The sequence below is a fragment of the Myxococcus sp. AM009 genome, from assembly GCF_013372605.1.
Taxonomy (GTDB): domain Bacteria; phylum Myxococcota; class Myxococcia; order Myxococcales; family Myxococcaceae; genus Myxococcus; species Myxococcus vastator.
In genome coordinates this window covers 17,824-36,722 of sequence record NZ_JABXEP010000059.1, presented here as the reverse complement: position 1 = coordinate 36,722, position 18,899 = coordinate 17,824, and the positions used below count along the sequence as shown (strand labels likewise).

Genomic DNA, 18,899 nt, shown 5'->3' with positions numbered 1-18,899 from the left:
GCGGCGCGCGGCCTAGTCGACCTTGATGACGCCGCGGCGAATCTGGTCCAGCTCGATGGACTCGAAGAGCGCCTGGAAGTTGCCGTTCCCGAAACCCTCGTTGCCCTTGCGCTGGATGATTTCGAAGAAGATGGGCCCGAAGAGATTCTCGGTGAAGATCTGGAGCAGCAGGCCCTCTTCCTCGTTGCCGTCGATGAGGATGCGGTTCTTCCGCATCCGCGCCAGGTCCTCGCCGTGGTTGGGGACGCGCTTGTCGACCAGGTCGTAGTAGGTGTCCAGCGTGTCCTGCAGCGCCACGCCGCGCGCGCGCAGCCGCTCCACGGTGCCGTAGATGTCCGGCGTGGTGAGCGCCAGGTGCTGGATGCCCTCGCCCTTGTACTGACGGATGAACTCTTCAATCTGCGACTTGTCGTCCTGGCTCTCGTTGAGCGGAATCCGGATGGCCTGGTCCGGGGCGATCATCGCCTGGCTGAACAGGCCCGTGGCCTGGCCCTTGATGTCGAAGTACTTCTGCTCGGTGAAGCCGAAGATGCGGTTGTAGAAGGACGACCAGGTGCGCATCTGCCCGCGGCGCACGTTGTGCGTCAGGTGGTCCAGCGTCTCCAGGCCCACGCTGTTCTTCGCCTCGGCCTCCTCGGCGCCGGGGAGCTCCTGCCAGGTGTCATAGAGCGACCCCTTCGCCCCGTGGCGGTCCACCAGATACAGCAGGCTGCCACCGATGCCCTCCACGACATAGGAGCCCTCGCCCAGCGAGCCCCGCTCCGGGTCCGCCGCCTTGGCGCCGCGCTCCAGGGCCATCTCGTATGCGGTGCGCGCGTTCGCCACGCGGAAGGCCATGCCGCTGGCGGACGGCCCGTGCGCCGCGCGGAACTCAGCGGCCTGCCCGGCGGGCTCGCGGTTGACGAGCAGGTTGATGCCGCCCTGCTTGTAGCGGACCAGCTCCTTGGACGGGTGCTTGGAGTACGCGGTGAACCCCAGCCGCTCGAAGAGGCGCTCCATCACCTCGGGCTGGGGGCTGGTGAACTCCACGAACTCGAAGCCGTTCAGCCCAAGAGGGTTCTCTGCCGTATCCGCCATGACGCCGCCTCCGTGCGTTGCTGAGGCGCGGGCCTCCACGGCCCGCGCGAGTCTTCGAAGCGCCCCGTACTCAAGAGCGCCTCCACCGGCGAAAGTAGGAATGGCCCCCTTGCATAAAAAGTACAAAGTCCAGCCAGAGACTGTCAGGGGGTTGCACAACACCTTGCGTCGTGAATCCACCATCAACTTGCCCTGGGGATGGACGGCGCTCGGACGGCGGAGGGCTGTTCACGGCACGACGCTGGGCGTGGTTCAAGCGCTTGCTCCCCCGCTTCGTCGCGTTTCGGCCGGACGCACACGGCCAGGACGCGGCAGGCTGCGTCGTTAGATTACGCACCCGCCCCGCACCTCACCGACCGCGTGAAACAACTCACTTCCCAGACTGAACTCCCTGGCCCTGGTGGCGAACTGGGGGAGCTGCTGCGCTCGCACGACTGGAGCCGCACTCCACTCGGTCCCTACGCGTCGTGGCCCCGCCCGCTGCAGTCGTTCGTCGCCATGATTCTGGAGATGCCGGCCCCCGCCATCATCTTCTGGGGAGACGAGCTCATCCAGCTCTACAACGACGGCTACGCGGTCATCATGGGCCCGCGCCATCCCCGTTACCTGGGCGCCACCTACCGCGAGTGCTGGCCCGACACCTATCCCGTCATCTCGCCCTGGATGCGCAAGCTCCTGGAGACGGGCGAAGTGACGCAGGTGGCGAAGACCTGCTTCATGCTCACCCGCTACGGGTTCAATGAAGAGGCCTACTTCACCTTCGACTTCAGCCCCCTGCGAGACGAGGCGGGCACCATCGCGGGCATCCTCCAGGTCGTCTTCGAGGTCACCGACGTCGTGCTCAGCGAGCGCCGGCTGGCCACGGTTCGCGCGCTGGCGCCCCGGGTGAACGGGCCTTCCGCGAGCGCCACCACGGATGCCATCCGGGCCCTGGCGGACAACCCCAAGGACATCCCCTTCGCGCTCATCTACGACTGGGACGAGGGCGAGCAGCGGCTGGGGCTGACAGCGTCCACGGGGCTCGATGGGCTGGCGCGGCACGCCGTCATGGACCTGGGACGAATCACGGAGGCCACGAAGCAGGCCGTGGCGGCGAACGTCCCGGTCCTCCTGGAGTCGGTGCCGTCCATCCTGGGAGCCCGCCAGTTCGGCCCCTGGCCCGAGCCGACAGAGAAGGCGCTGGTGCTGCCCTTGCGCCGCACCCACACGGACAGCCTGAGGGGCGTGCTCATCCTGGGCATCAGCCCCCGGCTGCGCTTCGACGACACCTATCGCCGGTTCTTCGAGGACGTGGCGCGCGAGGTGGTCACCCACCTGGCAGTGGAGCGGGAGAAGCGCGCCGAGCGCGAGGCTTTCGCGCACGCCCAGCAGGCCCGGGCCCAGGCCGAAGCGGAGGTGGTCCGGCGGGCCCAGGCGGAGACCGCGCTCAGGGCCAGCGAGGAGCGCCTGCGGATGGCGTTGGCCGCCGGGCAGTTGGGCGTCGTGGAGTTGCAGTACGCGCGCGGCGTGCTGACGTGGGACGAGCGGGCCCTTCAGCACCTGGGCCTCCCCCCCGGCAAGTCCCCGACGCTGGCGGAGGCCACGGCCCGGATTCACCCCGACGACGGGGACCGCGCGCGGCGCACGATTGAACAGGCGCTGCATCCGGGCGCGGGGGCGATCCGCCTGGAGTGCCGCGTACAGGGCTGGGATGGCGTGCAGCGCTTCCTGCTGGCCATGGTGAAGACGCACTTCGACGCCCAGGGGCAGCCTGACCGCGTCGTCGGCGCCCTGCAGGACGTGACGGAGCAGCGGAGCGCCGAACAGGAGCGCGAGCGGCTGGCCACCATCGTCGAACAATCCCCCGACTTCATCGGCGTGGGAGCCCCGTCCGGCCGGGCGGTGTGGGTGAACGACGCGGGGCGGCGCCTGCTGGGGTTGAAGCCCGATGAAGACATCACCCGGTACCGCCTGCGGGACTTCTTCCTGGCTGAAGACCAGGCCTACGTCGACCAGCACATCGCGCCCGCCGTCCTCCAGGGCGGCCGGTGGGAGGGGGAGTTCCGCTTCCGGCACTTCCCGACGGGCGAGCCCATCGCGGCGCAGTACCACACCTTCGCCCTGGTGGAGCACGACACCCAGCGGCAGCTGGGCATCGCCACCGTCAGCCGCGACATCCGCGCGCAGAAGCGACTGGAGGCGGAGCGGGAGCGGCTGCTCGCCCGGGAGCGCGTGGCGCGCGAGGAGGCGGAGGAGGCCAACCGGCTCAAGGACGAGTTCCTCGCCACCGTCTCCCACGAGCTGCGCACGCCGCTCACGGCGGTGCTCGGCTGGGTGCAGATGCTGAGGACCGGCACGCTGCCGCCGGAGAAGCGGGAGCGGGCGCTGGCCACCGTGGAGCGCAATGCCCGCGCCCAGGGGCAGCTCGTCGAGGACCTGCTCGACGTGAGCCGCATCATGACGGGCAAGCTGAAGCTGGAGGTGTCGTCCGTCGACGTGAGCCAGGTCGTGGAGGCCGCGCTCGAGTCACTGCGGCCCGCCGCCGACGCGAAGGGCATCCGCATCCAGGCCGCGCTCGACTCGAGCGGCACCATCATGGGCGACGCGAGCCGCCTGCAGCAGGTGGCGTGGAACCTCTTGTCCAACGCGGTGAAGTTCACCCCCAAGGGAGGCCGCGTCCAGGTGCTGGTGGAGCGGCGGAACTCCTCGGTGGAAATCTCGGTGGCCGACACGGGCCAGGGCATCTCCCCGCGGTTTTTGCCGCACGTGTTCGAGCGCTTCCGACAGGCCGACGGCAGCACCACGCGCAAGGCCGGGGGGCTCGGGCTGGGACTGGCCATCGTCCGGCACCTGGTGGAGCTGCACGGCGGCACCGTGATGGCCACCAGCGAGGGCGAGGGCCGGGGGGCCACCTTCACCGTCAGCCTGCCGCAGGCCGTGGCGCTGCGGCGCGAGGTCCGGGTGCCGCCCACGCTCCGCGGCCCGCTGCGGGAGCAGGACCTCCCCTGCCCGCCCCAGCTCGCGGGCCTGCGGGTGCTCGTGGTGGACGACGAGGAGGACACGCGCGAGCTGCTTCGCAGCATCATCGAGACGTGTGGCGGCATCGTCACCACGGCCAGCTCGTCGGAGGACGCGCTGGCCGAGCTCCGCGAGGCGTCCTTCGACGTGCTCGTCTCCGACGTCGGCATGCCCGAGGAGGACGGGTACCGCTTCATCGCCCGCGTCCGGGCCCTGCCCGCGGCACAGGGCGGGGGCATCCCCGCGGTGGCCCTCACCGCCTACACCCGCATGGAGGACCGGACGCGCGCGCTGCTCGCGGGCTTCACCACCCATGTGCCCAAGCCCATTGAGCCGGTGGAGCTGATGGCCGTCATCGCCTCCATGGCCACCCGAGGCCCACCACGACGGGCCTGACCGGGCCTACCTCACGGGTCTTCTTTTCATGGGGTGGCCGGCCCCACTGGCCGCCCCGGAGATGTCAGACCCTTCCGGTAGTCTGCCTTCATTCCCGAAGCCGGAAAGGAAGGCCGAACCATGACCGTCACCCATGAGAGTCCGCGCGTCTCCGTCAACAAGCTGGGCCAGTACCTCACCGCGACGCCGTCGCTGCGAAAGCGCATCATCCAGGGCCAGAAGCACCCGGTGGACCCGCGATACCTGCGCTACCCCGCCGCCGCCCAGGCCATCATCGAGTTCCTGTGCGGAGGCCGGGACGAGGTCATCCTCCGCTACCACCAGCGGCGGCTCCTCAACGCCCAGCCGGAATCCGACTACGACGCGCACCGGCTGGCCCTGTGCGCGGAGGCGCTCCAGCGGTGCCTGGTGTCCGCGGGGGGCCTGACCACCCAGGCGATTGCCAGTCCCGTGGACGCGGACCTGCCGCCGCTGGCGCTGGCGGGCGTGGACATCAGCGTGCGCCCGGACGTGCTGCTGCGCGGCGTGGATGACCAGGGGCGGATGCGCTCCGGGCTGCTGAAGCTCTACTTCTCCAAGCACACGCCGCTGGACGAGCGCTCCGGGCAGTACATCGCCACGGTGCTCCAGCGGTACGCCGAGGAGCGGCTGGAGCAGCGCGGCCCGGTGGACCCGCGGCTGGTGGGCGTGTTCGACGTCTTCGCGGGCCGGCTCTTCCAGGCGCCCAGGGCCCAGCAGCGCCGGATGAACGACGTCCGGCTGGCGTGCGAGGAAATCGCCGCCCGGTGGGACGTCCACTGACGCCTCGGGGAGCAGGCGTCCCGTCGCGGGCCTGTCCATTTCCGGGACAGGCCTTCCCGCATCCGCGCACTCCTCCGACCTCCTCCGAGAAGGCCCCCCTCGAAATGCCCGGTGGTTGCGCTCGCGGGGCGGTTGGCATGTCCTTCGCTCATGGCCGCAGCCATGGACTCGCTCCGCCAGGACCTCCGCTACGCGCTACGCACCCTGACACGAACCCCCGGCTTCACGCTGGCCGCGGGCCTCACGCTAGCGCTGGTCATCGGGGCGAACGCCGTCCTGTTCAGCGCCATCCACGCCATGCTGCTGCGGCCCCTGCCCTTTCCGTCGCCCGATTCGCTGGTGCGCATCTGGTGCGTGCAGGAGTCGGTGACCCACGCCTCCGTGTCACCGCCAGAGCTGCTCGGCTGGCGGGAGCACTCAAAGGGCTTCAGCCAGCTGGCGGGCTTCGGGCGCATCAACCTCAACCGGACGGGCACGGACGAACCCGAGCGGGTGCGGGCGGGGCGCATCACCCCCAACTTCTTCTCCGTGCTGGGGGTCCACCCCGCGCAGGGGCGTGACTTCCGCGAAGAGGACGCCCCGCCTGGGGGCGACACCTCCGCGGTGCTGGTGAGCCATGGCTACTGGCAGCGGGCGCTCGGGGGCGCACCGGACGTGGTGGGCCAGGCGCTGCTGCTCAACGGCCGGAGCCACACGGTGGTGGGCGTGCTGCCGGAGTCCTTCTCGTTCCCGGAGTTCTCCGAGGACACGGACCTTTGGGTTCCCGAGTGGCAGGACCCGCAGCGCCACGGCAACCACTACCATTCGGTGCTGGGGCGGCTGGCACCGGGCACCTCGCTGGAGGCGGCACGGGCGGACCTGGAGCGCGCGGCGCAAGCCATTGGCCATCCCGAGCCAGGGCAAGCGCCCCACTCCGTGCGGGTGACGGGCTGGCAGGACCACCTCACGGCCAACACGCGGGACGTGCTGTGGATGCTGTGGGCGGCGGTGGGCTTCGTGCTGCTCATCGCGTGCGCCAACGTGGCCAACCTCATGCTGGTGCGGACGTTGTCCCGGCAGCGGGATGGCGCCATCCGGGCGGCGCTGGGCGCCAGCCGGGGACGAAGGCTCCAGCAGTCCCTTGTGGAAAGCGTGCTCCTGTCCCTCTTGGGCGGCGTGCTGGGGGTCCTGCTGATGCTGTGGGGCCAGGAGCTGGTGCGCACGCTGCTGCCGGCCAGCGTGCTGCGCGGGGCGCCGCTGGAGCTCAACGGCACCGTCCTGGGCTTCAGCGTGCTGCTGTCGGTGGGCACCGGCCTGCTCTTCGGCATGGCGCCCGCGCTGCATGCCTCGGGGATGAACGTGCTGCCCTTGCTGCGGCAGTCCGGCAACGCCGTGGGCGCGCGCGCCGGACATCCGCTGCGAAGCGCGCTCGTCATGGTGCAGCTCGCGCTCGCGCTGGTGCTGATGGTGGGCACGGGCCTCATCGTGCGCTCGCTGCAGAACGTCCAGGCGGTGGACCCGGGCTTCGACGCGACGGGCGTCGTCGCCGCGCGCTTGACGCTGTCCCCCGACGCGTACCAGGAAGACATGCGCAAGCGGGCCTTCTTTGACGGCGTCGCGGAGCGGCTGAGGGCGCGTCCGGGCGTGGAGGCGGTGGGCTTCGTCAACGACGCGCCGCTGGGAGGCTCGAGCTCGGCGGGCGACTTCGAATTGGAGGGGAGCGCAACCTCGCCCGGTGAGCGCTACTACACGGACTTCCGGGTGGCCTCACCCGGCTACCTCTCCGCGATGCGCATTGGCGTGCGACAGGGCCGCGACTTCGGCACCCAGGACACGGAGAAGAGCGCACCGGTCATCATCGTCAATGAGACCTTCGTTCGGAAGTTCCTCGGTGGAGGGGAGGCCCTGGGCCGGCGGGTGCGGCTGGGCTGGGATGACGCGCAACCCTTCCGGGAAATCGTCGGCGTGGTGGAGGACGTCCGCCATGAGACGCTCACCCAGCCGGCCCAGCCCGAAACCTACATGCCCTACGCCCAATATCCCCTGCGAGCCATGACGATGCTGGTGCGCACCCAGGGCTCGCCCGCCTCGGCGCTGGCCGCGCTGCGCGAGGAGGTGAAGGCGATGGACGCAGAGCAGCCCCTCTACGACTTGCGCCCCTTCACCGAGCGGGTGGAGGAAATCCTGCTCCGCCCCAAGGCCGCCACGCGGCTGCTGGCGGCCTTCGCCGTGCTCGCCGTCCTCCTGGCCAGCGTCGGCGTCTACGGCGTGCTGGCGTATTCGGTGGGCCAACGGACGCGGGAGCTGGGCATCCGGATGGCGCTGGGGGCCCACCCGCGGCAGGTGCTGGGGTTGGTGCTCGGCCAGGGCCTGCGGTTGACGGCGGCGGGCGTGGGCGTGGGGCTCATCGCGGCCTTCGGCTGCACCCGCCTCATGGCGGCGACGCTGTACGGCGTCAGTCCCTTCGACCCGGACATCTTCCTGGGCGTGGCCCTGGCGCTGTCGGTCATCTCCCTCCTCGCTTGCTGGCTGCCCGCGCTGCGCGCCAGCCGCGTCCCGCCGTCGGTGTCCCTGCGCGCGGAGTAGGCTTCGCGCCCAAGCCGCCGCTGCCCGGGGCCCCCCGGGCGGCTGGGGAGCGGGCACCCGGGCGGGCGAACCGGGCCCGGCCCCAGGGGATTTGCCCCCGACGGGTGGGCGGACAGGGCTGGACGGCACCTGATATGGAATAAGCCGCCCCAGCCTCCGTCGGAGTAGACGTGAACAAGCTCGCCAGCATTGCCGCCCTCTTCCTTGCCGCCACGGCGCTCGTGGTGGCCCTCTGGAGTCCACGTGAGACGGTGCAGGCTCCGGCCCCGTCCCCTCCGCCGGAGCTGCCCACCAGCGTCGCCGCGGACGTCATCAGCCTGGAGCGCCGGATGAAGGCCCTGGAAGACACGTCCATCAGCCTGTCCCGCCGGCTGATGGAGGTGGAGCGGCGCCCCACGCTGACAGCGGATGGGAAGGTGGTGGCCTCGCCGCCGCCCGCGGCGCTCGCGGCGGAGGTGGAGCAGCTGCGCGCCGAGGTGCACGGCATGGTCGCCGGCGAAGCGCTGAACTCCGCGGGTGGCCGCGACTACCTCAAGGACGCGGTGCGCAACGTCCAGGATGAGATGCGCAACGAGCAGCGCGCCCAGCGCCAGCAGCAGTGGCAGCAGGCGCAAATCCAGCAGCAGGCGCAGCAGCAGGAGCGCGTGCGCAAGTTCGTCACCGACGCGCGGCTGAACTACACCCAGGAGCAGACGCTGACGCGCCGGATGGAGGCCGAGGCCACCAAGCGCCAGGCGCTCATGGATGAGGTCCGCGCCGGCACGAAGTCCATGCGCGACATGCGCCAGGCGCTGCGCACGGAGAGCCAGCAGACCGACCAGGAGATGAACGCCCTCCTCGACGAGGCCCAGCGCGCCCAGTACCAGACGCTGCGCCGCGGAGATCGCCGCGTGGGGGGCCCCCCGGGCGGTCAGCGTGGCGGCCAGGGCCGCTGAAGCGCCGCGCCGTGACGACGGCCCCCGTCATTCGAACGGGGGCCTCGCGTTGTGGGAGATGACGAGCACCTCCTCCGGACGCCGCTCCGAGCGCGCCCAGGCCAGCAGCGCGGCGAGCGAGTCCACCGCCTTCTCCTCCGCCGTCTCCAGCGGCACATCCTCGCGGTAGGGGTAGAAGAGGTCCTTGGAGCCCAGGCTCTGCTCGGCCCAGCGCCGCCAGCCGGGCATCGTCCTGCCGGGCGCGGGTTGCAGGCCCACCACCTCGTAGCCCGCGGCGGAGAAGGGCCGGTACAGCCCCGCGACGGTGGCGCCCGTGCCGAAGCCACACACCACGCAGCGCACGGCGGGATACACGTCCCGGATGACGTCGAGCAGCCGCGTGGTCCACGACTCCACGCTCTCCACCAGCGCGCCATTGGCGAGCTGCCGGGGCCAGAACCAGCCCTGGCGCTCGTAGTCCAGCGCCAGCTCCCAGGCCTGGGTGAAGCCGTGCACGGTGCGCACCTCCCCACCGAAGCCGTTGGCTCGCAGGTACGCGGTGCCCATCGTGTCCGTGAGGGCCACCACCGGCAGCCCGCGCTCGCGGCCCAGCGCGTCCAGCGCCAGCGCCGACGACGCCCCCGACAGCTCCACCAGGCCCTTCGTCTCCGCGGGCGCGGACTCGAGGTGATGGGAGAACGTCAGGTACTTCAGACTGCCCGCCGGAAGCGCTCCACCCCAGAGCACCACCGGCCCCCCCGGCCAGGGCCGTGACAAGGGAAACACGACGCGCATGCGTGAACCTCCGTCCCCAACCTCCCCGGTGGGGCCTTCCCACGCCAGCCGCGCGGCGCGGGGGCTGTCCGGACGTGGACCCGAAGTCCGCCCGTTCACCTGCCCAGGACACTCGCCCCTGCCAGGAGGCTGAAGTGAAAAGCCTCTGCGGGAAGGCGGCTGTGCGATAGTCGGCGGCGGCTCCACATGCTGCGCCGGCTCCTTCCTACGCTCGTCGCCCTGGGTTGTGGCCTCCTGGCCCTGGGCTGGGGGCTGATCAGCCTCCAGCGCATCTTCAGCCAGGAGCGGGATGACGCCCACGCGCAGCTGCGCTCGCGCCGGGACGCGCTGGCTCACGCGGCCGAAGAGGCCCTGCGGCAGAACCTGGCGAAGCGGCTCGACGAGCGCATCCCCACCCTCCACGCCGCCGTGGGAGACCCGCTCGAGCCCGGCGAGGGCTACTACCTCAACTTCCGCGGCTACCAGTTCCTGCCGCGCCTCACCCTCCCCATGCCGGGCACCGGGACGCCCGCGAAGGACGTGCACGCCCTGCTGCGCGCGCGGCTGAAGGACGGCGCGCCCTCCAGGGCATGGGAGCCGCGCCTCACGCGGCTGCGCGCGGTGGAGGCGGCGCTGGCGGCCCAGGACGCGCGGGGCGCGGCGACCCGCGTGGAGGAGCTGCTGCGCTACCACGCGGCGAACCGGCTGCCCCCCGAGCAGGAGCTGCCCTTCCTGCTGCTGGTGGTGGAGCGCCTTCATCGCGGCGCCGCCACCACGCCGCTGGTGCGGGCCCTGCTGCGCGAGGGACTCCCGGAGGACCTGGGCGGCTTCGCCCGGGCGTCGGGGTTGCAACGGGACGTGCTGCGCGAGCGTTCACGCTTCACGCAGGCGGACTTCGACTTCCTCCATGCGCGCATCGTCCGGGTGAGCGCCGCGCTGGGCGAGCCCACGGGCGACTTCCTGGCCCGGGCGGGCGAAGCGGGCGCGGGCATGCTGGTGATTCCCGAGGAGCTCGACGAGCCCACCCTCCTGGGCGAGTCCTGGTACGTGGCGCTGCGCGGCGAGGCGGTGTACGGCGTCGCGGTGGACCTGGAGGCGATGCTCCAGCCCATCACCCAGGACCTGCAGGCGCGCGGGCTCTTCGACGCGACGGGGCGCCTGCGGCTGCGCGCGGGCGGCGCCGTCCTCCCCCTGAGCACGCTGAAGCTGGCGGTGGACATGCCGCAGTGGGCGCGGCAGGAGGCGGACATCGACGCGCGCCATGGGCTGAAGACGCTGCTGGTGGCCGTGTGCGGCGGGCTCGCGGTGGCCATCGTCGCGCTCGCGGTGGTGGCCCAGCAGCGCAAGTACCGCTTCCTGGAGCTCAAGAGCGACTTCGTGGCCACCGTCTCCCACGAGCTGCGCACGCCCCTGGCCTCCATCCGCCTGCTGGGCGAGACGCTGGAGCGGAAGCTGGCGCAAGCGCCGGAGGTGCGTGACTACCCGGCGCGCATCGTCCAGGCCGCGGATGGGCTGCACTTCCTGGTGGAGAACATCCTGTCGTTCAACCGCATCGACAAGGGCCGCTGGACGCTGCGGACCTCGCGCGTGCGGTTGGAGGAGCTCATCCACCCGCTGCGCGACGACCTGGCCAGCGCCACCAACGTCCCCGTCCACATCACCTCCGACTTGGAAGGCGTGGAGCTGGAAGCGGACCCGGGCCTGCTGCGGATGCTGCTCTCCAACCTGGGACGCAACGCGTGTGCCTACAACCGCAGGAGCCCCGTCGAAATCTCCATCCGCGCGCAGGTGATACCCGGCTACGGCTGCACGGTGCTCTTCCAGGACAACGGCGTCGGCATCCCCGAGTCCGAGTGGGAGAACGCCTTCCTGGACTTCTACCGGCTGACGGTGCCCGGGACGGAGGTCCATGGCAGCGGGCTGGGCCTTGCCCTGTGCCGCAAAATCATGAAGCTGCACCGGGGTGACATCCAGGTGGCCTCCTCGGGGCCCGACGGAACCACCTTCGCGCTGATATTCAGCGAGCCCGCTCGATGAACACCGCCACCTCCTCCCCTCCCTCGCGTCCCTCCATCCTCATCGTCGAGGACGACGCCCACCTGCGCGTCGGCCTCCGGGACAACCTGCGGGACGAGGGCTACCTCGTCGCCGAGGCCCCCAGCACCCGCGACGCGGAGCGGCTGCTGCAAGAGCGGGTGTTCGACCTGCTCATCCTGGACGTCATGCTGCCCGGCGAGGACGGCTACAGCTTCTGCCGCCGGCTGCGGACGCAGGGCAACAAGAGCATGGTGCTGATGCTCACCGCGCGCTCGCTGGAGGACGACATCCTCAAGGGCTTCGAGGTGGGCGCGCAGGACTACCTCACCAAGCCCTACCGGCTGCGGGAGCTGCTGGCCCGGGTGCGCGCCCTGGTGCGCCGCTCCGGCACGGCGCCGCCGGAGCAGCTGGGCTTCAGCGGCTTCACCCTGGACCTGGGCCGGCGGCAGGTGTCGCGCGCGGACGGTTCGGGGGTGGAGCTGACGCGCACGGAGTTCGACCTGCTGGCCTTCCTGCTGCGGCACCGGGACAGGGCCCTGCCCCGAGGCGAAATCCTGGACGCCGTCTGGGGCCGCGACGTGGTGGTGGACCCACGCACGGTGGACAACTTCGTCTCCAGCCTGAAGAAGAAGCTGGGGTGGACGAGCACCTCCGGCTTCTCCATCCACACCATCCGGGGCGTGGGCTACCGCATGGAGGTCGCTTCGTCATGACACAACCATGACGAAGCGATGGCCGACCCACCGCCATTCGAAGAAGCCGACTCCGTAGGTTGACTCTTGCGTGGACAGGGCGCTCCGCAACCACCCGTCCCCGTCGGTGCCGCCCGTCTCGCACGGCCGTCACCGGGAGCGCCTGACGCAGAGGGAGGCATCCGGAATGTTCAAGTCGGTCATCGAGCGGCAGCGGGCTGGACGTCTTGGCACGGGCGTGTGGGTGTCCATCGCCCTGCATGCGGCCCTGTTCGGGGCGGTGCTCTTCATCTCCGCGAGGCCGCCGGGGCCGAGCGAGCCTCCGGAGCCGAAGGAGCTGGTGCTCCGGGTGGCGCAGCCCCCGCGCGTGGCGAAGGGCTCCCCCGCCCCCGCGCAGCCGAAGGCCGCCGTCGCGCCGCGCCCGCGTCCACGCAACCGGGACCGCGTGCCCGCGCGGGTCCCGCCGCCGGTGGTGGACGCGCCGCCCAAGCCGGTGGAGGCGGTGGCGAGCACCGACACCAGCACCGCGACGGACGAGCTGGCGAACCCGGGGGATGGCGTGCCGGGCGGACACCCGGAGGGCTACGAGGACAGCGACGTGATTGGCGTGCCATTCGTGCCCGGCTTGAGCCCCGGGCAGGAGAGCACGGGCACCGACATCCTCCCCTTCGGAGCGAGCATGACACTGCCCAGGCTGATGGGCGGCCCGGGCATCGAGTACACGCACCAGGCCATCGCCGCCCGCGTGGAGGGCACCATGACCGCCAAGTGCGTCATCACGGTGCGCGGCGACGTGACGGACTGCCGCATCATCAAGGGCCTGCCGCACATGAATGAGTCCGTGCTCGACGCGCTGCACGGCCGTCGCTACACCCCGGTGCAGTACCAGGGCCGGACGGTGAGCGTGTCCTACGTGTTCACCCTGCGGCTCAAGCTGCCCCGGTAGGGCGGCTCAGCCCCCATGGCCTCCCGCCGGCACCAGGACGTGCGTCAGGACGTACTTCTTGAGGCGCTGGCGGAGCGCATCCTCCAGGGTGAGCGTGATTTGAGGGTGGACGCGCGCGCCCACCTCGAACAACACCGCCTCCAGCAGCAGCCCCTCCTGGGCGATGGCGAAGAGGCGGTCCAGCGTGGGGTCCGAGGCGTCCGTCTTGCCCTCCGCCTTCTGGCTCTCATGGACCGCCAGCGCCGAGGCCAGGCACTCCATCTCCTCCACGGAGGTGAACTGCTCTTCGGTGGAGCCCGTCATCCGCTCCCGGTGGGACGGCTCGCCCAGCCACAGGGCCTTGCAGTTGGCGAACGCCAGCCAGGACGGGTCGTGGTTGGGGTCGAACTGGATGGAGACGCCCTCCGCGTCGCGCTCGGCGTACCCGCGCGGGACAATGGTGTCACCGCGGATGATCAGGCCCAGGTGCGCGTTGGTGCGGAAGAACTGGCGGATGACGGGGTAGCGCGGGCTCAGCGACAGACACTGCGCCCAGGCATCCAGCGCCTCCTCGAAGCGCCCCAGCTTCGCCAGGGCGTTGCCCTGGAAGAACCAGGCACGGTGGTCATAGGGGTTGAGGGTGGTGGCGCGGACGTAGTGCGCAAGCGCGGTGGCCGCGTCTCCGGCGAAGTAGTCCGCGTCACCCCGGAAGACCCACGCCACGTAGCACTCGGGACACAGGTCCGTGGCCTGGGCGTACAGCTTCGCGGCCTCGGCGTAGCGCTTCGCCTGGAAGTGGGGCTCGGCCTCATCGAGCAGGGCCTTCAGCCCGGCGGGGGTGGGCCACTCGCGAATGGTGCGGCGGCCGTCCTCCACCACCACCTGGGGGACGTCAATCAGGGCCACGCGCTGAGGCCATAGCTGGTCGCCCCAGCCGCCCGGAGGTGAGTCCTTGCCGTCGACCCGGTAGGCGACCGTGGAGTCCTCCAGCACCTTCATGATTTCGGAGGGCGAGAGGTACCGCGGCGTCTCGTCCTCCGCCTGGGACGTCTCGGCGGCCTCGGGGGGCGCTGCTGGGACGGGCTTCGGCGTGGACGCGCAGCCCAGGACGAAGGAACAGCCGAGGACGATGAAGAATGGACGCACGCGCGAGGGCCCCTTCGAAGGATGCGAGGACAACGACCTCCAGTCTACGCCCGGGAGTTCCTCCATCCGGAGCCTCGAAACACATCGACACATCCCGAGCCCCCTCGCCTGGGAGATGTCCACCGCCAGGCAAGCACTCCGGAAGTGGCCTGAAAGGGCTCGCGTGGCCGGCGCGCCTTCGTTAGGACCCAAGCGCCGCGCCCCACCCGGGTCGCGGTTCCGGGCGGCGAGGGCACGGTCTTCCCGGCCGTCCTCCAAGCCGCCCCGGGTTTCGGGGCAGGGACGATGCCGAGCACCTGGTACGACGCGGTGGTGGTGGGCGCGGGGTTTGGCGGACTGGCCACCGCGCTGGAGCTGACGCGGCGAGGCGCTCGCGTGGCGCTGTGCGAGTCGCTGAACTACCCTGGCGGCTGCGCCAGCACCTTCCAGCGGGGCGGCCATGCCTTCGAGGCAGGGGCCACGCTCTTCTCGGGCTTCGAGCCGCACCAGCTCTTCGGCCGGTGGATTCGGGAGCTCGCCCTGCCTGTCACGGTGGAATGGTTGGACCCCGTGGTGGAGCTGCGGACCTCCACCTCGCGGCTTGCCGTGTACCGGGACCGCGAGCGCTTCATCGAAACCCTGTGCGCCCTGCCCCATGCCCCCGCGCCCGCGGTGCGGCGCCTCTTCGCGCTCCAGGCGCAGGTGGCCGGCGCCCTGTGGCCCCTCTTCGATGACCCGACGCTGCTGCCCCCGTTGGACGTGCGCGCCCTGCTGCGCCACGCGGGCCGGGCGCTCCAGTATCCCCCGCTGCTGCGGTGGCTGGGACGCCCCCTGGGCGCGGTGCTGGAGCACCTGGGGCTGACGGCGTTCGCGCCGCTGCGCACGTACCTGGACGCGCTCTGCCAGATTACCGTCCAGTGCAGCGCGGCCGAGGCGGAGGCCCTCTTCGCCCTGGCCGCCATGGACTACTACTGGCGCGGCACGGGCCACGTCCGGGGCGGCATCGGTCAGCTCGCGCGGGCCCTGACGGGCGCGGTGGAGGCCCAGGGAGGCACCATCCTGCTGGCCAACCGGGTGAAGGCCGTGACGCCGGTCGCTGGAGGATGGAGCGTGAGCGCGCGCCGAGGCGAGCTGCGGACACGGCACTTGGTGGCCAACGTGCTGCCGCGGAGCTTGAGCCGGCTGCTGGGCGTTCCCCTGGAGACGATGCCCCGCTTGGACAGGCTGTCCCAGCGCGTCGAGTCCGGCTGGGGCGCGGCGATGCGATACCTGGTGGTGCGCGCACCCGACGGGGCGGCTGGACACGCGCATCATCTGGAGCTGGTGGAGGACCTGGCCGCGCCGTTCATCGAAGGCAACCACCTGTTCATGTCCATCAGCGGCGAGGCCGACATGGGCCGAGCGCCACCGGGCCACCGCACCGTGACGGTGTCCACCCATGTGCCGCTGACGACGCTCTCCGGGCTCCCCGCGGAGGCACAACGTGGCTACGTGGAGCGCATCCAGGCGCGGATGGACCAGGGGCTGCGGCGGCTCGCGCCGGAGTGGCTGGAGGGTCAGACGCACGCGATGACGGCCTCCCCACGCACGTACCAGCGCTTCACGCAGCGCGACGCGGGTGCGGTGGGCGGCGTGCCCCGGCGCGCGGGCCTGGAGAACTACCGGCACCTGGGCCCCTTCCACGTCCGGGAGGGACTGTGGCTGGTGGGGGACTCGGTGTTCCCCGGCCAGAGCACCCTGGCCACGGCGGTGGGCGGCGTGCGCACCGCCGCGAGCATCGCCTCGCGAAGCTGAGGAATGCTCCACTCAGGCGTCGAGAAGGTCCGCCCAGAAGCGCACCAGCCGCCACACGTCCATCAGCGCCTGCGGCCCATCCATCTCCGCATGGGTGATGAGCGGCGTGGCCAGCGCGTGGACCTCGGTGTGGGGGCTCAGGGCCGCGGCCAGCCGGCGGGACTCCATGGCGGGAATCACCGTGTCCCCCGCGCCGTGCAGCAGGAAGACAGGCGCGGTGGGCGGCGGCGAGCGCTCCGGTGACAGCGCCGGGTCCGCGGCGAAGGTCTTCACGAAGGGCAGCAAGCGTGGGCCCAGCGCCGCCACGTCGCGCGCGTTCACGTAGCCCATCAACGTGGCCGCCGGCTCGGGCAGCTCCGCCTGGAGCTCGCGCGCCCTGGCGAACGTCTCCGCCGCGAGGCGGCCATCCACCATGGCCTGATGCGATGCGCGCAGGAAGGTCCGGATGCCAGCGCGGAGGGGCTCCACCTGCTCGGCCGGCACCAGCTTCTCCGCCACGTTGAGCAGAATGATGACCACGCCATAGTCATGCGGGGCCAGATGACTTCCGTCCGGCAGCTCGCCCGAGCACAGGAAGGTGAGCACGCGCGGCAAGTCCCCATGCCCGCCGAAGGAGAGCGTGGCCGCAACCCGGTCCTTCAAGGCGGGTCGTCCCGCCGCCACCACGGACAGGCCGCCGGAGAAGCTGATGCCGAACAGGTTCACCTTCCCGCCGGGCGACAGGTCCGCTTGCGACGCGGCCCACACGGCGGCGTCTTCGATGATGTCCGGCAGGCGCGGCGTGATTTCGTAGCGCAGCAGGTCCGGCGGCTCCGGGGTGAGCACCGGCTGGCCGCCCATGGCCAGGTCCTCCGCCAGCGTCACCAGCCGAGGCTCGTCGATGCCATCCGCGTGGACGCCCGAGGTCAGCACCACCGTGCGCCCGCGCTGCGTCAACGGCCGGTACAGCCGGGCACGCACCGAGCCGTGACGCGTGGGCACCTGAATGTCACTCACGTCGAAGGGGACGGTGCGCCAGTCCGCGAGCGCCGTCTCCACGCGGCCCTGCATGCCCGCCGCGCGCACCACCAGGGACAGGCCCCGCAGCCACCCCGGCACCACCCACAGGCCCGCGGCCAGCAGCGCCACCAGCGACGCCGCCAGGCTCCGCCGCACCAACCGGCTCATTGGAAGAGGTGCTCCACGAAGGTGCACAGGCGCTCGCGCTCGAAGGGCTTCTCCAGCAGCCCGCGCGTGCGGCGGCCCACGAACTCACGCGCCTGCGCGGTGAAGGCGCCCCCCGTCATCAGCCCGGTGCGCAGCGCGAGGTCTGGCGCCAGCCGCTCCAGCTCCACCACGAAGTCCAGCCCGCTCATGCCCGGCATCATCACGTCGCACAGGATGGCATCGAACCGCTCCCCCATGGAGAGCAAGCGCAGGGCCTCGCGCGCGTCCTGGACGACGTGAATCTCATACACGTCACGCACCAGCCGGCTCACCGAGTTGCCCACGGAGGGCTCGTCATCGATGAGCAGCAGCCGCCGGCGGATGCGAGCGACCGCTGGCTCCAGCAGCTGCGCTGACGCCGCGCCCTCCGTCTGGCCCGCGGCCTGCGTGGGAAGGACGATGCGGAAGGTGCTGCCCCAGCCGGGCGCGCTGGAGACCTCGATGCGTCCCCCCATGGCCTGCACCAGCGTGAGGCTGATGGACAGCCCCAGCCCCGTGCCCTCTCCGACGGGACGGGTGGAGAAGAACGGGTCGAAGATGCGGCGCTGCACGTCCGGCGCCATGCCGTGCCCGTTGTCGGAGACCTCCAGCTCCACGTGCCGGCTGCTGCTGGCGCGCAGGGACACCCGCAGCCGGTTCTCCTCGGGCGCACGGTCCGGCAGCGCCTGGAGCGCGTTCAACAGCAGGTTCACGACAATCTGGGTGAGGCGCGCTTCGTTGCCATGAACGGGCAGCACCGGCTCCAGCGTGCACGTCAGCCGGGCGACCAACCCCAACTGGTTGCGGAGCAGCCGCAGCGCGCCGTCCACCACATGCACCATGTCCACCGGGCCGTGCAGCTCCTCATCCGCGCGGGAGAAGGTGCGCAGGTCGCGGACAATCGCGCTGACGCGGCCAGCGCCTTCCTGGGCCTCCGCCACCACCTCACGCAGCTCCATGAGCTGGTCGTGAGACAGCTCCGGCTGGGAGAGCAGCTCACGCAGGTACGAGAGGTTGGAGCTGACGTAGGACAGGGGGTTGTTGATTTCGTGCGCGACGCCCGCGGCGAGCGTGCCAATCGACGCCATCCGGTCCGCCAGCACCCACTGCGACTCCAGCCGCGCGCGGTCCGTGACCTCGTGGAGGCTCGGCGTGGGCGTGGCGTCCCCCTCCGACAGCGCCCACAGGCGCCGGCGCAGGCTCGCGAGCCGCACGCCCCAGTGTGTCCCGGGCGCGGGCAGGCACTCATCCGCGCCGGCTTCGGCCAGCGCGTCGGCTTCCACGGGCGCGCGGTTCGTGAGCACGACCAGGTGCGTGCGGGGCACCCCGCGCAGGGCATTCAACCGCTGACAGCTCGTGCACAGCTCCGACAAGAGGCCCCCGTCGTCCCACAGGACGATGAGTCCCTCGGAGATGGCCGCGGGCAACGTCCCCGCCAGGGGCACACGCAAAATCTGGCAGTTCCGTCCCGTGTCGGACTCGAGAATCCCTCGCTCGACCTCCTCCGACACCTCGGGAGGTAATGCCACCAGCGTCACAAACACGGCGTCAATCCTCCGGCCCCATGAGCCCCGGGTTCCGCGCGCGGGAGCCGGAGCCACGCGCCCATTGCAGCGC

Annotated in this window: 13 protein-coding genes; 8 read left to right on the top strand and 5 right to left on the bottom strand. The window is 71.3% G+C overall.

What is annotated here, in order from left to right:
- Positions 1 to 12: 12 nt before the first annotated feature.
- The gene (gene hppD, locus HV824_RS16670) at positions 13 to 1,077 is read right to left on the bottom strand and encodes a 4-hydroxyphenylpyruvate dioxygenase (protein WP_176417272.1); all 1,065 of its coding nucleotides are present in this window, start codon (positions 1,075 to 1,077) and stop codon (positions 13 to 15) included.
- Between the two features lie 498 nt (positions 1,078 to 1,575).
- Here hppD and HV824_RS16665 point away from each other — a divergent pair, with 498 nt between their 5' ends.
- The 4 genes from HV824_RS16665 (at position 1,576) to HV824_RS16650 (ending at position 8,771) form a co-directional block, all read left to right on the top strand.
- On the top strand, positions 1,576 to 4,470 hold the full coding sequence (locus tag HV824_RS16665) for an ATP-binding protein (protein WP_255208095.1): 2,895 nt from the start codon (positions 1,576 to 1,578) through the stop codon (positions 4,468 to 4,470).
- A 120-nt stretch (positions 4,471 to 4,590) separates the two neighbouring features.
- Positions 4,591 to 5,271, top strand: a complete 681-nt coding sequence (locus HV824_RS16660; protein ID WP_176417273.1) for a hypothetical protein — start codon at positions 4,591 to 4,593, stop codon at positions 5,269 to 5,271.
- Between the two features lie 162 nt (positions 5,272 to 5,433).
- Positions 5,434 to 7,836 (top strand): ABC transporter permease, encoded by a 2,403-nt coding sequence (locus HV824_RS16655; protein ID WP_176423717.1) that lies wholly within the window; start codon positions 5,434 to 5,436, stop codon positions 7,834 to 7,836.
- A gap of 170 nt (positions 7,837 to 8,006) precedes the next feature.
- The gene (locus tag HV824_RS16650) at positions 8,007 to 8,771 is read left to right on the top strand and encodes a hypothetical protein (RefSeq protein ID WP_176417275.1); all 765 of its coding nucleotides are present in this window, start codon (positions 8,007 to 8,009) and stop codon (positions 8,769 to 8,771) included.
- 27 nt (positions 8,772 to 8,798) lie between these two features.
- Here HV824_RS16650 and HV824_RS16645 read toward each other — a convergent pair whose 3' ends face one another.
- The gene (locus HV824_RS16645) at positions 8,799 to 9,545 is read right to left on the bottom strand and encodes a pyridoxal-phosphate dependent enzyme (RefSeq protein ID WP_217917467.1); all 747 of its coding nucleotides are present in this window, start codon (positions 9,543 to 9,545) and stop codon (positions 8,799 to 8,801) included.
- 186 nt (positions 9,546 to 9,731) lie between these two features.
- On the opposite strand from HV824_RS16645, the gene HV824_RS16640 reads away from it, so the two are divergent.
- The 3 genes from HV824_RS16640 (at position 9,732) to HV824_RS16630 (ending at position 13,199) form a co-directional block, all read left to right on the top strand.
- Positions 9,732 to 11,561, top strand: a complete 1,830-nt coding sequence (locus tag HV824_RS16640; RefSeq protein WP_176423715.1) for a HAMP domain-containing sensor histidine kinase — start codon at positions 9,732 to 9,734, stop codon at positions 11,559 to 11,561.
- Positions 11,558 to 12,274 (top strand): response regulator transcription factor, encoded by a 717-nt coding sequence (locus HV824_RS16635; protein WP_176417278.1) that lies wholly within the window; start codon positions 11,558 to 11,560, stop codon positions 12,272 to 12,274. Before HV824_RS16640 ends, HV824_RS16635 begins: the two co-directional genes overlap by 4 nt.
- A 166-nt stretch (positions 12,275 to 12,440) precedes the next feature.
- Positions 12,441 to 13,199, top strand: a complete 759-nt coding sequence (locus tag HV824_RS16630; protein ID WP_176417279.1) for an energy transducer TonB — start codon at positions 12,441 to 12,443, stop codon at positions 13,197 to 13,199.
- A 6-nt stretch (positions 13,200 to 13,205) separates the two neighbouring features.
- Here HV824_RS16630 and HV824_RS16625 read toward each other — a convergent pair whose 3' ends face one another.
- Complete coding sequence (locus HV824_RS16625; RefSeq protein ID WP_368738066.1) at positions 13,206 to 14,324, bottom strand: tetratricopeptide repeat protein; 1,119 nt, start codon at positions 14,322 to 14,324, stop codon at positions 13,206 to 13,208.
- A 285-nt stretch (positions 14,325 to 14,609) separates the two neighbouring features.
- On the opposite strand from HV824_RS16625, the gene HV824_RS16620 reads away from it, so the two are divergent.
- Entirely contained in the window at positions 14,610 to 16,097 is a 1,488-nt protein-coding gene (locus HV824_RS16620) for an NAD(P)/FAD-dependent oxidoreductase (RefSeq protein ID WP_176423713.1), read from the top strand.
- A 12-nt stretch (positions 16,098 to 16,109) separates the two neighbouring features.
- On the opposite strand, the gene HV824_RS16615 is transcribed toward HV824_RS16620, so the two are convergent.
- Entirely contained in the window at positions 16,110 to 17,264 is a 1,155-nt protein-coding gene (locus HV824_RS16615) for a hypothetical protein (protein WP_176417282.1), read from the bottom strand.
- On the bottom strand, positions 17,261 to 18,826 hold the full coding sequence (locus tag HV824_RS16610) for an ATP-binding protein (protein ID WP_176417283.1): 1,566 nt from the start codon (positions 18,824 to 18,826) through the stop codon (positions 17,261 to 17,263). The genes HV824_RS16615 and HV824_RS16610 overlap by 4 nt, the downstream gene beginning before the upstream one ends.
- Positions 18,827 to 18,899: the final 73 nt, after the last annotated feature.

Bases quoted from the DNA above. Each gene is read 5' to 3' on its own strand.
- hppD (WP_176417272.1), bottom strand. From the start codon at position 1,077: ATGGCGGATACGGCAGAGAACCCTCTTGGGCTGAACGGCTTCGAGTTC.
- HV824_RS16665 (WP_255208095.1), top strand. From the start codon at position 1,576: ATGATTCTGGAGATGCCGGCCCCCGCCATCATCTTCTGGGGAGACGAG.
- HV824_RS16660 (WP_176417273.1), top strand. From the start codon at position 4,591: ATGACCGTCACCCATGAGAGTCCGCGCGTCTCCGTCAACAAGCTGGGC.
- HV824_RS16655 (WP_176423717.1), top strand. From the start codon at position 5,434: ATGGACTCGCTCCGCCAGGACCTCCGCTACGCGCTACGCACCCTGACA.
- HV824_RS16645 (WP_217917467.1), bottom strand. From the start codon at position 9,545: ATGCGCGTCGTGTTTCCCTTGTCACGGCCCTGGCCGGGGGGGCCGGTG.
- HV824_RS16640 (WP_176423715.1), top strand. From the start codon at position 9,732: ATGCTGCGCCGGCTCCTTCCTACGCTCGTCGCCCTGGGTTGTGGCCTC.
- HV824_RS16635 (WP_176417278.1), top strand. From the start codon at position 11,558: ATGAACACCGCCACCTCCTCCCCTCCCTCGCGTCCCTCCATCCTCATC.
- HV824_RS16630 (WP_176417279.1), top strand. From the start codon at position 12,441: ATGTTCAAGTCGGTCATCGAGCGGCAGCGGGCTGGACGTCTTGGCACG.
- HV824_RS16620 (WP_176423713.1), top strand. From the start codon at position 14,610: ATGCCGAGCACCTGGTACGACGCGGTGGTGGTGGGCGCGGGGTTTGGC.
- HV824_RS16615 (WP_176417282.1), bottom strand. From the start codon at position 17,264: ATGAGCCGGTTGGTGCGGCGGAGCCTGGCGGCGTCGCTGGTGGCGCTG.